Source organism: Anabaena azotica FACHB-119 (genome assembly GCF_014697625.1).
GTDB classification, from domain to species: Bacteria; Cyanobacteriota; Cyanobacteriia; order Cyanobacteriales; family Nostocaceae; genus Trichormus; species Trichormus azoticus_A.
In genome coordinates this window covers 59,587-72,693 of record NZ_JACJSG010000011.1, presented here as the reverse complement: position 1 = coordinate 72,693, position 13,107 = coordinate 59,587, and the positions used below count along the sequence as shown (strand labels likewise).

Annotated in this window: 8 protein-coding genes and 1 pseudogene; 4 read left to right on the top strand and 5 right to left on the bottom strand. The window is 41.2% G+C overall.

Features of this window, described 5'->3' with window-relative positions:
- Window positions 1-19 precede the first annotated feature (19 nt).
- Window positions 20-3,403 (bottom strand): sensor domain-containing protein, encoded by a 3,384-nt coding sequence (locus H6G83_RS09960; protein WP_190470700.1) that lies wholly within the window; start codon window positions 3,401-3,403, stop codon window positions 20-22.
- A gap of 832 nt (window positions 3,404-4,235) precedes the next feature.
- Here H6G83_RS09960 and H6G83_RS09955 point away from each other — a divergent pair.
- From H6G83_RS09955 to H6G83_RS09945, 3 genes are all read left to right on the top strand, one after another.
- Window positions 4,236-5,540 (top strand): RNA-guided endonuclease InsQ/TnpB family protein, encoded by a 1,305-nt coding sequence (locus tag H6G83_RS09955; protein ID WP_190470697.1) that lies wholly within the window; start codon window positions 4,236-4,238, stop codon window positions 5,538-5,540.
- 61 nt (window positions 5,541-5,601) lie between these two features.
- Entirely contained in the window at window positions 5,602-6,270 is a 669-nt protein-coding gene (locus H6G83_RS09950; protein ID WP_190470694.1) for a response regulator transcription factor, read from the top strand.
- A 78-nt stretch (window positions 6,271-6,348) separates the two neighbouring features.
- Complete coding sequence (locus H6G83_RS09945; RefSeq protein ID WP_190470690.1) at window positions 6,349-7,920, top strand: sensor histidine kinase; 1,572 nt, start codon at window positions 6,349-6,351, stop codon at window positions 7,918-7,920.
- Window positions 7,921-8,120: 200 nt separating this feature from the next.
- Here H6G83_RS09945 and H6G83_RS09940 read toward each other — a convergent pair whose 3' ends face one another.
- From H6G83_RS09940 to H6G83_RS09925, 4 genes and pseudogenes are all read right to left on the bottom strand, one after another.
- The gene (locus H6G83_RS09940; protein WP_190470687.1) at window positions 8,121-8,927 is read right to left on the bottom strand and encodes an EndoU domain-containing protein; all 807 of its coding nucleotides are present in this window, start codon (window positions 8,925-8,927) and stop codon (window positions 8,121-8,123) included.
- A 160-nt stretch (window positions 8,928-9,087) separates the two neighbouring features.
- Window positions 9,088-10,083: a ketol-acid reductoisomerase gene (ilvC, locus tag H6G83_RS09935; RefSeq protein ID WP_190470685.1), complete on the bottom strand. Its 996-nt coding sequence runs from the start codon at window positions 10,081-10,083 to the stop codon at window positions 9,088-9,090.
- 363 nt (window positions 10,084-10,446) lie between these two features.
- The gene (locus tag H6G83_RS09930) at window positions 10,447-10,743 is read right to left on the bottom strand and encodes an aldo/keto reductase (RefSeq protein WP_390821601.1); all 297 of its coding nucleotides are present in this window, start codon (window positions 10,741-10,743) and stop codon (window positions 10,447-10,449) included.
- Between the two features lie 321 nt (window positions 10,744-11,064).
- A pseudogene (locus tag H6G83_RS09925) lies at window positions 11,065-11,688 on the bottom strand (aldo/keto reductase); the annotation flags it as partial.
- Between the two features lie 265 nt (window positions 11,689-11,953).
- On the opposite strand from H6G83_RS09925, the gene H6G83_RS09920 reads away from it, so the two are divergent.
- Entirely contained in the window at window positions 11,954-12,886 is a 933-nt protein-coding gene (locus H6G83_RS09920; protein ID WP_190470683.1) for an aldo/keto reductase, read from the top strand.
- The last annotated feature ends 221 nt before the right edge of the window (window positions 12,887-13,107 follow it).

The following is a 13,107-nucleotide window of genomic DNA, read 5'->3' as shown; positions in this document are numbered from 1 at the left end:
CCAGATTCTTTCATTTTGATTAACACCATTGAGGATTGGCAGTAATTAAGGCTGCTGTATGTGAGCTATCCAATGGCTCAGAAAAAAAGTATCCTTGAACAGATTGACAGTTTAACTTTCTTAAGATAGCTAATTGCTCAGGTCTTTCGACACCTTCGGCGATCGCACTCATCCCTAATTTATCTGCTAGTGTCACGATAATCTCAATAATGTCTAGATTGCGGTTATCAGTCGTCATTGGGTTAACAAAGGAGCGGTCTATTTTTAACACACTAATGGGAAAGCTATAAAGACGACCCAAAGAAGAGTAGCCAGTGCCAAAATCATCAATGGAGATTTCCACACCCAATTCTCTTAGTTTCAAGAGTATAGCAATTGCTTCGTCCCCGTTTTCGACAATCACAGTTTCGGTAATTTCTAGCGCTAAATTATCAGGATTAAGACCAGTTGAATGCAAAATGTGGCGAATTTGCTCGATTAAATTGGGCTGACAAAATTGCTTGGCGGAGAGATTGACACTCATTTTCTCCAGTGAATAGTGAGGATATTTGATCAGCCAAGCTTGCATTTGGCGACAGGCTTCATACAGCGTCCAATAACCAATCTCGACAATTAGTCCAGTTTCTTCCGCCAAGGGAATAAAGTCCACAGGCGAAAGCAAACCACGTTGTGGATGTTGCCAGCGCAATAATGCTTCAAAACCGATAATAGAGCCAGTAATTAGCGAAACAATTGGTTGGTAATAAACTTGAAACTCTTGGCGTTCAATGGCTCGACGCAGATCAACCTCTATCTGTAATCTGAAGAGCGCACTAGCATACATATCCGCATTAAATAGGGCATAGCGCGATTTGCCTAAAGCCTTGGCGCGGTACATGGCCGTGTCAGCATCCCTGAGCAGTTGTTCTGGTTGGTCATAGTCGAGTGTGGAACTCAAAGCAATGCCGATACTGGCACTGGTAAATACTTCTTGCTGATCAAGCTTCAAAGGTAATTTTAGTTCCTGTTGAATATGCTCTGCCACTCTGATGGCATCTGAGACATCTTGAATTCCTGTCAACAGGATGATAAATTCATCGCCCCCAAGCCTGGCGACTATATCTGTAGAACGGATACAGGCTTGGAGAATTTGAGCGATAGTAATGAGAAATTGATCTCCTTTGATGTGTCCCAGGCTATCATTTATGACTTTAAACCGATCTAAATCCAGAAATAACACAGCAAATAAATTATTTTTGTGCTGTTTAGCTTGCTGGAGCGCTTGTGTTAAGTATTCCATGAATAGAGCGCGGTTTGGTAAACCTGTCAACCGATCGTAAAAAGCATTTTGCCGCAATTGTGATTCTGCTTGCTTGCGCTCGCTGATTTCTTCGCATACGGTATTGATCCCAATGATGCGCTCACCATCTTTTAATGGTAAAAAGCTTTCTAACCAAGTCCTTTGCACACCGGGTTGAGCCGGAGTTTCTCCATTTATTTCGATATTGAGAACAGGTTCGCCTGTTTCTAAAATGGGGCGTAGCAGTTGTTCGGCTGCGTCAGCCAAATCTGGTAGCAACTCCCGTAATGTCCGACCGATATGTGCTTCAACAGAAAAACCGTTGATTTGGGCGAGGCGTTGGTTGATGCGGACAAAGCGCAAATCTGTATCCAAAACACTCAACCCAATGGGGGCTGACTGGTAGATGGTTTCAATTTCTACTAATTGGCGCTGAAGCTGGATTTGACTTTCTCTTAGCGCTGCTTGGGCTTGTTTGCTTTCTGTAATATCTCGACAAATGCAGAAGCGGAGGATTTCTCCTTCCCATTCCACAACGTTGGCGCTGATTTGTACATGGTAGACTGAACCATCTTTGCGTCGGTGCTGAGTTTCAAAAACACCACTTTTACTGCTAATGTAGTCTTGCAGAAGTTGCTGAAGTTCTTCATGGGTGAACTGAGCATCCCAATCAAAAACACTCAGGTTTGCCACTTCTGTTAGGCTGTAGCCCAGCATCTGAGCAAATCGCGGATTGGCATCGACTACTCTGCCTGCTTTGTCTAAAATGACGATGCCATCAAAGGAAGTATCCAAGAGTGTTTGAATCCGCAGCGCTTCTTTGGCTAACCTTTGTACAGCCTGTTTGCGCTCGGAAATATCTTCAAAAGCACTGACAGTAGCAATTATTTGCCCATTTTGATCGACAATGGGCGCTGCATTCACTGACAACAGCGTTACGGTTCCATCTCCCCGGAGGTAGTGCATTTCTTCGGCTTTGACGACTTCGCCAGAAATCAGGGAACGGGCGATGGGGTAATCTTGGGGTTGGTAAGGTTGTCCATCAGCATGAATTGCCCTATATTGTGTATATTCCAGGTAAGTGTTTGCATCCATTAAAGAATGCCCCAATACCCTGACTGCTTCTTGGTTATGAAACACCAATTTTCCTGAAGGCGCTTCGGCGATCGCTACACCAACAGGCATTTGTTGTAACACCTGTTCTAATCGACTGTGTTCGGTTTCTAACTGTTGTATCAGGCGAATCCGTTCGGCTTCGGCTCGTTTGCGTTCTGTAATATCTCGCAGTGCCGAAACCCTGACAATCCGCCCCTGATACCAGCTTCGCTTACCTACCACCTCTAATGATATCAGCGTCCCATCTTTCTTGATGCCAGTTATTTCATCAGGCTGTTCATATTGGTTTTCAATATGATGCACCACAGTTTCCCAAGATTCGGGCGTGAGAAAATCAACTGCTGATTTCCCAATCACTTCCTCTAAGCTATAACCAAACATTCTGGCAAACCCTGGATTGGCTGCAATAATTTTCCCACCCTCCTGCAAGACAATGCCTTCAAACATGGCATCTATTAAGGCATGAAATCGCATTTCACTTTCAAGTAATGCTTGTTGTGCTTGTTGGCGTTGGGCAATTTCTAGGCGCAGGGATTGATTGAGGGCGGCTAACTCCTGGGTTCTAGCGATGACTCTGGCTTCTAGTTCCTCATTTAGCGAACGTAATGCTTCTTCTACCTGTTGGCGATCGCTGATGTCTCTGCTGGTATTGATGACTGCGACAATTTCCCCATCTTCTCCCCAAATGGGGGCTATTACATATTCATAATATCTGATACCATGAACTGTTGGGAAACTGGTTTCACCTGTGATGGCAATGCCTGTTTGAAATACAGATTGGCGCTCTTGATCAGACAATTCCATTATGTCAGGCGGAAATCCTAACTCTTGCCAAGTTTTCCCTAGCAATTGGGCTGGTTGTAAACCCAAAGCTGCTAACCCTGCTGGACTGGCATAAAGATAGCGGAGGTGGCGATCGCTAATGTAGATATGATCGCTAGATGCTGCCAGAACTTTATCTAGAAGTTCTATCTGCACTGAGAAAATAGAACTCTGTTCGCTTTCCATGACAGTATCCTCACAATTGCCACTCGCAAAACTTGTTTTTTATGCTTAAACCTAACCCAAATGTTCACGGTTAGTTATGTATATATAATTGTGTCTCGTATTCAAGAGGCCACAAGCTCATTACAGGAGTTTAAAGCCTAAATTGTTCAGTTATAATTCGCTGAAGCTGTATGTTAAGTGTCATCAAACATAGTCATACATCCATATGTATATTTTTTTATATTAGAGGTGATCTGTTTGTGTTGATTCTTCAGTAAAACTCTACCCAGCATTGCACTGACAATAGGGCAGGCAAGCATTGAGATATATTTTAGGTATTAAATAATCCTGCTAATGTGACTATAAACTATTTAAATTCTCTACAAGTCTTGTGACAGAAAAAACTTAGGAAAATGGCAGTTTCTCGAAACTTTACTAATACTATTTTTTTAATAAAAACCACCTTTAGCGGGTAGACAGACAGCAATTATTGTGTTTCTAGCATTATATCATATGTTCTACATCTACGCTGCTTATCTTTTGGGTTGAGTAATAATAGGTATAAGCAGACTTAACAATTAATTTACTTCAAACCATTTATATTCGCTTAATAAAAGTATAAAAAATTATATTATGCTTAAACGTTTTTCTTTATAAATTAGGTATAAAATATACAATATTTTTCATTAATCACTCATTCATGGGTTGATTTATTTATCCTTTTATGAGTCGTGATGCGTAAAACCTCCGTCATTTATGTGGGGGATATAAGCGAATTGCGGATTTTAATCTGCAGTATATAATATTAACAGGATTAATTGGTAATTAATGAGATAATTAATAACATAAGGAGGTGACTTATTTGTACGGTTGTCAACAACTTTTAATTCACGTAAATCAAGAACTAAAATCAATTTTAGAGTTTGTTTGTGCAGAATCAAACAAGCTATCTAATTGTGCTATTTACTATGCTCGTCAAATCTGGTTTAAAGCTAAACGCTATATTACTAAGTTTGAATTGCATAATGAGCTAAAATCAAACCGTCATTTTCAAGCACTTTACTCTCAAGCAGCGCAACAAGTATGTGGTTCTGTATATGAGTCATTTGCATCATTCAAGCAGCTTAATGCTTTGTATAAACGCGGTGAATTAGCAGATAAACCCAGACCACCAAAATACAGAAAAGATGGTTTCAATTTAGTTAGTTATCCAAAACAAGCCTTAAAGCTAACAGATGGGCAGATGAGAATACCTCTTGGTTCCTTGGTGAAAACGTGGTTCAAGCTAGACTCATTCACTTTACCAATGCCTTCAAACCTGAAGTTCGAGGATATCAAAGAGCTAAGAATTTTACCCAGAAACCGTTGCTTTTATGTGGAGTTTGTTTATAAAACTAATACTGTAAAATCAGAGGTAGATATAACTAGAGTATTAGGCGTTGACCACGGGCTAAATAACTGGTTGACTTGCATTTCCAACGTAGGTACAAGCTTCATTGTTGATGGTCGCCACATCAAAAGCTTAAATTGCTGGTATAACAAACAAGTAGCAACCATTAAAGAAAATAAACCTCAAGGGTTTTGGTCAAACAAGCTTGCTGCTATCACCGAGAAACGCAACCGCCAAATTAGAGACGCTATCAATAAAGTAGCAAGAGTTGTTGTTAACCACTGCCTAGACAATCGTATTGGTAGAGTCATTTTTGGATGGGGTCAAGGTATCAAGCAAGAGATTAATTTAGGTAAAAAACGTAATCAACAATTTGTTCAGATCCCCACCGCTAGACTCAAATCACGAATTGAGCAATTATGCCAACAATACAGCATTGAATTTGTAGAAACAGAAGAAGCTAACACCTCAGCAGCATCGTTTGTTGATGGTGATACTCTACCAAAACGCGGCGAAAAACCCGATGACTGGAAATCTTCTGGTCGCAGAGTAAAGCGTGGATTGTTTAGAACAGGGATGAATTGGTATATCAATGCAGATTGCAACGGCGCGGCCAACATCATCCGTAAAGTAAGCACAACACTTGAACTTGATTTAAGTGGAGTGTCTAGGGGTGCTTTGACTCACCCCACCCGGATCTATATCTGGGTGACAGCTAAGAAGAAGCAAAGCGACGCGGTAATAAAGCGTCGCGCCGCATCCTTTTAGAATCCCCCGAATTTAATTCGGGGGAGTAGTCAATTAATACTACGGAGAGAGGTTGCATCAGATGAATCGAATTCTCATCGCTGAAGATGAACCCCGCATAGCGGCTTTTATTGAAAAGGGACTGCGTTCTCACGGTTTTACAACAATTGTGGCAGCTGATGCCTACTCTGCTACTAACATGGCGCTAAGTAGCGGTTTTGATTTAATGATTTTGGACTTAGGGCTTCCAGGTAAAGATGGCTTAGATGTATTAGCAGAAATAAGAGGACAAGGAGAGAATTTTCCAGTGATTATTTTGACTGCGCGTAATGATATTCAAGATAAAATTGCCGGGTTTGAAGCGGGTGCAGATGACTATTTAACTAAACCTTTTCGATTTGAAGAATTGTTAGTGCGGATAAAAGCTAGGTTGCGTCACAGTCCTAGTAACCAAGGCGTTGAAGAGATGGTACTCAAAGTGGGAAATGTGGTTTTAGACCTGCATTCTCGTAAAGTAAAAGTCGGTGAAAATACTATAGAATTACCTGCAAGAGAATTTACTTTGGCAGAAACTTTCTTTCGCCATCCAGGGAAAGCTTTGAGTCGTGAACAATTGTTAGATAAAGTATGGGGTTACGATTATGAGCCAGGCTCAAATATTGTTGATGTTTACGTTGGTTATTTACGCAAAAAATTAGGGAGTGAGTTAATTGAGACTGTTCGAGGTATCGGTTATCGGCTCAAGAATTGAAATGTTTACTCTCACCAATACCCTATGCTTGATATTTATAAATAAATCTCAAAGTAAATTATATTATAGTTATTTTTAATGTGGAAAACTAAAAACAAACAACAAGTAGTAGCCAAAAATTATCAAAAACGTACTAAAGGATTTTTTTGGGCTACACGTACTCAAATTCTCTTTTGGTATGCTATCATAGTATGCTTCATATTTGTGGTTTTTGTGCCAGCTTTTCGCCAAGTTTTATATGCAAGAATTAATGAGCGTGTGCATCGACAAATAAGCGAAAAAATGCAAATATTTAAGAAACTAATTAGCGGTCAAGAGCAATTTCCTCAAGATATCGAATTTGAAGAAGATCCTGAAGCAATTGAGCAACTTAAAAAAGCTGATAAACGTCTAATTACAATCCCAAAAACCAGAGAAGAGTTAAGAGAATTTTTAGATGCGTTTTTGGGAAATCAGCTTCCAGAAGATGACACTTTTCTCATTATGTTATGGAAGGGAAAATTTTATAAATCTAGTCCTAGAGCCAGACCAAAAGAACTGAGTAGAGAGTCACCCTTAATTCAATATTGGGCGGGGTTAACTCAAGGTGAAGCAGGAGAAAAAGTAATTCCGGGGAGCCGTGTTGATAGTATTATCTATGTGGCTCAACCTGTGAAAATGCAAGGCGAAGTGATGGGAGTATTTGTCATCGCTCACGCTACATCTGGTGAACGCGGAGAAGTTTTGGAAGCAGTAGCAGTTATTATTCAAGTGAGTGTAGTAGTTCTACTTTTAGCTTTAGTTTTAGCTTGGTTTGCTTCGGGAAAAATTCTTGCACCCTTACGCTTGCTGACCCAAACGGCTCGGCAAATTAGCGAAACAGATTTGAATCAACGCATCAATATTAATGGTGAGGGAGAACTGGCAGAACTAGCAGTTACCTTTAATGAAATGATGGATAGATTACAAGCTGCTTTCATCAGTCAGCAAAATTTTATTAACGATGCTGGACATGAATTGCGAACACCCATTACTATCATTCGCGGTAATCTAGAATTGATGGGTGATGATCCGCAAGAAGTTGCAGAAACTCTAGCTCTAGTTATGGATGAGCTAGAACGAATGAACCGTTTTGTTAATGACTTACTGTTATTAGCAAAGGTGGAACATCCTGACTTTTTGCTGTTAGAAACAGTTGATGTTTGCACTTTTACTGAAGAATTGTTTGCTAAAATGAAAGCATTAGGCGATGGGTTACGTCCCACAGTAGGCGATCGCAACTGGCAACTCCAAGCCATTGCTAGAGGTAAAATAGTTGCAGACCGTCAGCGTCTAACTCAAGCTGTGATGAATTTGGCACAAAACGCTGTTCAACATACAAAAAATACTGATACCATCGCCCTTGGTTCAAAGATTTATCAAGGTAAAGTTAGCTTTTGGGTGAGCGACACAGGAGAAGGTATCGCACAAGCTGACCAAAAAAGAATTTTCCAGCGTTTTGCTCGTGCTAGTAACAGTCGTCGTCGTTCTGAAGGTGCTGGTTTAGGGTTATCCATTGTCCAAGCTATTACAGAAGCCCACGGCGGCAAAATCACTCTAGAAAGCCAATTAGGTACAGGCTCTACATTCACGATTATCTTACCTTTGGAACCACGCCAAGAAAAAAAGTAACGCCTATAATCTTTTGGGAAATGTTGCTAGCGTGGCTAGGCTAAAATAGTAGGGTGGGCATTGCCCACCATATCATGCCTTTGGTGGGCAATGCCTACAGACTTTTGGGAAATGTTGCGAATATACCAAATTTATACTACTGGCGTGATGGGAAAAAATTGAACGACTGACTTGAAAACCGCTATAATTTTTAATTATTATTATCTACACCTTGCCCCTTGAGGAGTAGCATCAGGATAATAAGTGACAATTGCCTGATCTTTCCTAACAAAAACTGTGGGAAAAGTTTTTCCTGTTTCTTGGTCGCGTACATTATAAATACAAGCGCCTTCTTGATTACCTTGTCTTTTAAATGCTAGGGTTGCGTCAACAAGCATTTCTTCGGCGTTGCTGAGATAGCCGTAACCTTTAATTACATCTGTTACCGTTTGATTTCCTTGTTGTATCACGACACCTAACGTATAAATCGCCCCAGGGACAACTTCTTCCCGCCTTTGATTATTTGGTAAACGTCCGCCAATACCCTGTTGTTGTAACTGTAAATATCTGCCATGAAAATGTAAGCCACCAATATCATTGGCGTTATAAATTTCACCACAAAAGATGTGTTCAAAACCTTTACGTTGAAACCAAATATTAGTTAAATCTTCCATAAATTCAGCTTTTTTCTTTCGTCCCGGAAGCAATTCCCCAGCGCTTACTTTTTGCAGCCTTGCTAAAACTTTTGGATAAGCTGATAGCAACTGTTTGAATTGATTAGGATTAACTCTTGTACCAATAGGGCCGCAGGTTTGGAGTACAGCTTTGTCAAAAGCATTTAATTGGGGTGGTGGTGGTGTAATATCTACTTGCTGTCCTTTGGGAAAACCTACGGGAACAGGGTTATTTTGGTTATCAAAAAAGGGTAATAATCTTTGTTGTGGTTGTGCTTGTACTTGAAAGATTGGATAGGTAAATAACAAAGCAGCAAAGATACTCAACAATTGCTGCAACTTATGGTATGTCATGAAATTAGGTGTAGTATTTCGCAGCTAATTTAGCACCAAAAAAACAAAGGCGCAACGCAGTTTTTACTGCTGTTGCGCCTTGATTTAACCATTTAACAGTCAACAGTTATCAGTGAAAACCACCTAACAACTGTCAACTGTCAACTGTCAACTAATTTTTTTAAACCTTTTTCAACCAGCTAAACATTGCGCGTAAGTCTTTACCAACTTCTTCAATTGGGTGTTCAGCTTCTTGACGACGCATTGCAGTAAATCCAGGTTTACCAGATTGGTTTTCTAACACAAATTCTCGTGCAAATTGTCCCGATTGAATTTCGCTGAGAATCTTTTTCATTTCAGCTTTGGTTTGTTCGTTGACAATGCGAGGGCCACGGGTATAATCACCATATTCAGCAGTATTAGAAATGCTATCACGCATTTTCGCTAAACCGCCTTCAACCACCAAGTCAACGATTAATTTAACTTCGTGTAAGCATTCAAAATAAGCTAACTCTGGTTGATAACCCGCTTCTACCAAAGTTTCAAAACCGGCTTTGATTAAAGCACTCAAGCCACCGCACAATACAGCTTGTTCGCCAAACAAATCGGTTTCAGTTTCTTCGCGGAAAGTTGTTTCTAAAACACCGCCACGAGTACCACCGATACCTTTAGCATAGGATAAGGCGCGATCGCGTGCCTTGCCACTAGCATCTTGATATACCGCAAACAACGCGGGTACACCTTGACCTTGTTCATAAGTCCGTCTTACCAAATGACCAGGGCCTTTAGGTGCTATCATCACTACATCAACATCCGCAGGTGGGACAACTTGCCCAAAATGAATATTGAAACCGTGAGCAAAAGCTAAAGTATTACCTGCTTGCAAATTGGGTTCAATTTCATTTTTGTAAACTGTTTTCTGCACCTCATCGGGTAACAAAATCATGATGAAGTCAGCAACGTTAGCAGCATCCGCCACATTTTTTACAGTCAACCCAGCAGCTTGAGCTTTTTCTGCTGACTTACTACCCGGATATAGCCCCACAATCACATTCAAACCACTATCTTTTAAATTTAAAGCGTGGGCATGACCTTGAGAACCATAACCGATAATTGCAATGGTTTTTCCAGCCAAAAGGTCTAAATTGGCATCTTCGTCATAGTACATCCGGGCCATACAAGCATCTCCTGTCAGCAAGCATCATTTATTGCACTGTGTGTCAGTTGTCAGTTGTCAGTTGTCAGTTGTTATTAATTTGGTTTAAAACCCCAAACCCTTGTGGGTGGTGATAAAACATCTGAAAGTCACTGACTAGTGACCACTTACAAAACTCTATCCATCAGAGGAGAGAATTTTTATTGGCAGGCTTTTGATCTTACCCTAAATTGTGTTGCCAAGGGTACAAGTAGTTTAGTCATTGGTCATTAGTCAACAGTCAACAGTCAATAGTCAATAGTCAACAGTTCAAGATAAAGGTTTTAAACTGTGGACTATGGACTATGGACTATGGACTATGGACTATGGACTATGGACTATGGACTAAATCTTCTGCACTTCTTCATCTGATAGTTTGACATTCAACGCACTTACTGAGTCTTCGATGCTGGAGATTTTGCTTGCGCCGGGGATGGGTAAGATGGCGCTTGATTTGGCGCGTAGCCATGCTAATACAATAGCGTATACGGATACGCCTTTGGCTTGGGCTAATTGGGCGATCGCCGGAATATCTTGCAAATTTTGATGGCGACGACGACCACCAAAAGGACTCCAAGTTGACACTCCTCGCTCTAAAGAGACGTTCGCGTTAGCGTCCCGGAGGGAGGATTCTTGCTTCATCCGTCCTCTCTAGAAATCTGAATACTAGTATTCAACTTTCTCCGTTTGGATACGTCCACAAGCTCACACGGACTGCCCGACCGCGTTTGAAAAGGTTTTTAATTTCTGCGTTTACTCCCACATTTGTCAGCCACTGCGTTGGACGGGTTTCCCGGCATAAAGCAAGTGGCGGTACAAGATGCGCAGATTTATACTACCTGTCTTTCCGGATCAGGAGCAGTCTGCTTGACCTACTTCGTCTTTTATTTGTGCGCTTTACCGCTATTAGTTATACTACCACAAAAGCCGCCCTAGAAGGGCGGGGCTTTAAACCCAGTTTTTCGGTAAAAATGTGATTCCTTCATCTTCACAATACTGCAACACACCATCTTTCTCTGGCTGTCGTTCCCAAGGGCTGTATTGATTCTGCACCGAAACAATCTCTACCACATCCCGCGCCCGTTTAATCTGTTCTACAGAAAAATTAGACACCCCCACAAATCGCACCAAACCTTCCTCTACAGCCTCTTTCACAGGCGCGAGTGATACTTCAATAGTATATTCTGGGTCTGGAGAGTGGTATTGCCAAACATCGATAGGTTTGTCACCACCCAAAGCCGCAAAACTCACACGAATGGCTTGACGCAAATGTTCGGGATTTCCGTTGCTTGTCCAGCTTTCATTGGGACGCATCAAGCCGCCTTTAGTCGCTACCACCACTTGGCTAGTGTCCCCCGGATAACTGCTGAGTGCTTTGTGAATCAGTCTTTCATTGTGGTGCTTGTCTGACTCATCCTTGCAGTAAGAGTCGGCAGTGTCAATAAATGTAATTCCTAAATCTAAGGCACGGTGGATAACTGGAATTGAATCTGACTCTGGAGGTCGATTATATATCGACATGGGCATCCCACCCAAACCGATCGCACTGACAGATACACCTGTTTTTCCTAGCTGTTTAGTTTCCATGCTTCCGCTTGATTTCAATCACTAAGTATCTAATAACTGGTCACAGATGTTTTGGCAATTATTCTACAGACAGGTAAGTAGTGTTCGCGTAGCGTCTCGAAGAGAGGGCTTCAGCCCTCAAGTCAGGACTAAAGTCCTGACTACGAACAGAGGCTGATATTATTATTGAAAAGCTCTAGACTGTACCTGTAGGAAGTTTTTGATAAATTTTTCCTGTGTTTGAATTGACCTTGAGTTATGTATATTCATTCAGGAAAATTTACAAATGTTATACCGAGTTCTTGGCAGTACAGGGGAAAGGGTTTCAGCAATTGGTTTAGGTGGTTGGCACATCGGCTTAAAGTGTGTGGATGAAGAATTAGCTATCCGCATTGTTCATGCAGCGATCGCTCGCGGTATCACTTTCATGGATAATAGTTGGGACTATAACGGTGGAGTGAGTGAGATACGCATGGGAAAAGCGTTGCGCGGCTACCGTGACAAAGTATTCTTGATGACTAAAATTGATGGACGTTCCAAAAAGGAAGCGACAAAACAGTTAGATGAATCACTCAAGCGTCTACAAGTCGATTACATTGATTTAGTACAACACCACGAAATTCTCCGCTATGAAGACCCCCATCGCGTTTTTGACGAAGCAGGAGCGAATGCAGCATTTCTAGAGGCGCGGGAAGCTGGCAAAATTAGATATATTGGTTTTACCGGGCATAAAGACCCCCATATTCATTTACATATGTTAGAAGTGGCATCTGAGCGCGGATTTAAATTTGATACAGTGCAAATGCCGCTTAATGTGATGGATGCTCATTATCGCAGTTTTGCCAAGCTGGTTTTACCGGAATTGGTGAAACAAAATATTGGTGTTTTGGGGATGAAAAGTTTCGCTAACGGTATTCTTTTAAAGTCAAATACAGTCACACCAATTGAATGTCTGCACTACGTTTTAAATTTGCCTACATCGGTTGTGCTGACGGGAATTGATAGCATGGAAATTCTCGACCAAGCTATAGAAGCAGTGCAGACATTTCAACCAATGGATGAAGAACAACTGCGAAATATCTTAGCCAAAACAGCACAAGCCGCATCGCGCGGTGAGTTTGAGCCATTTAAAACCTCATCCATTTTTGATAGCACCGCTCAAAATCCTGATTGGCTGGGAGAAGAACCACAGCGCCTGCAAAAATTAATGCCAACATAATTAGGACTTACGCAAGTGTCATAATCAAACTAACTGTAGGGTGCGTCAGCCCCAATAATTTCGTAAATATTCAAGGATTTTCCACATCTGACGCACCCTACCCCATGTGCCAGTTGCGTAAGTCCTGATAATTATAAAAATCAGGTTTGATTTGAGAATCAGTTTGCGTAGACAGGCATCAGGGAAGAGGCTTTTTCCATAAGTAGTGAAGCTGTTCAAAA

Excerpts from the sequence above, each read along its gene's own strand:
- H6G83_RS09960 (WP_190470700.1), bottom strand. The coding sequence starts at position 3,403 with ATGGAAAGCGAACAGAGTTCTATTTTCTCAGTGCAGATAGAACTTCTA.
- H6G83_RS09950 (WP_190470694.1), top strand. The coding sequence starts at position 5,602 with ATGAATCGAATTCTCATCGCTGAAGATGAACCCCGCATAGCGGCTTTT.
- H6G83_RS09920 (WP_190470683.1), top strand. The coding sequence starts at position 11,954 with ATGTTATACCGAGTTCTTGGCAGTACAGGGGAAAGGGTTTCAGCAATT.
- H6G83_RS09930 (WP_390821601.1), bottom strand. The coding sequence starts at position 10,743 with ATGAAGCAAGAATCCTCCCTCCGGGACGCTAACGCGAACGTCTCTTTA.
- H6G83_RS09940 (WP_190470687.1), bottom strand. The coding sequence starts at position 8,927 with ATGACATACCATAAGTTGCAGCAATTGTTGAGTATCTTTGCTGCTTTG.
- H6G83_RS09945 (WP_190470690.1), top strand. The coding sequence starts at position 6,349 with ATGTGGAAAACTAAAAACAAACAACAAGTAGTAGCCAAAAATTATCAA.
- ilvC (WP_190470685.1), bottom strand. The coding sequence starts at position 10,083 with ATGGCCCGGATGTACTATGACGAAGATGCCAATTTAGACCTTTTGGCT.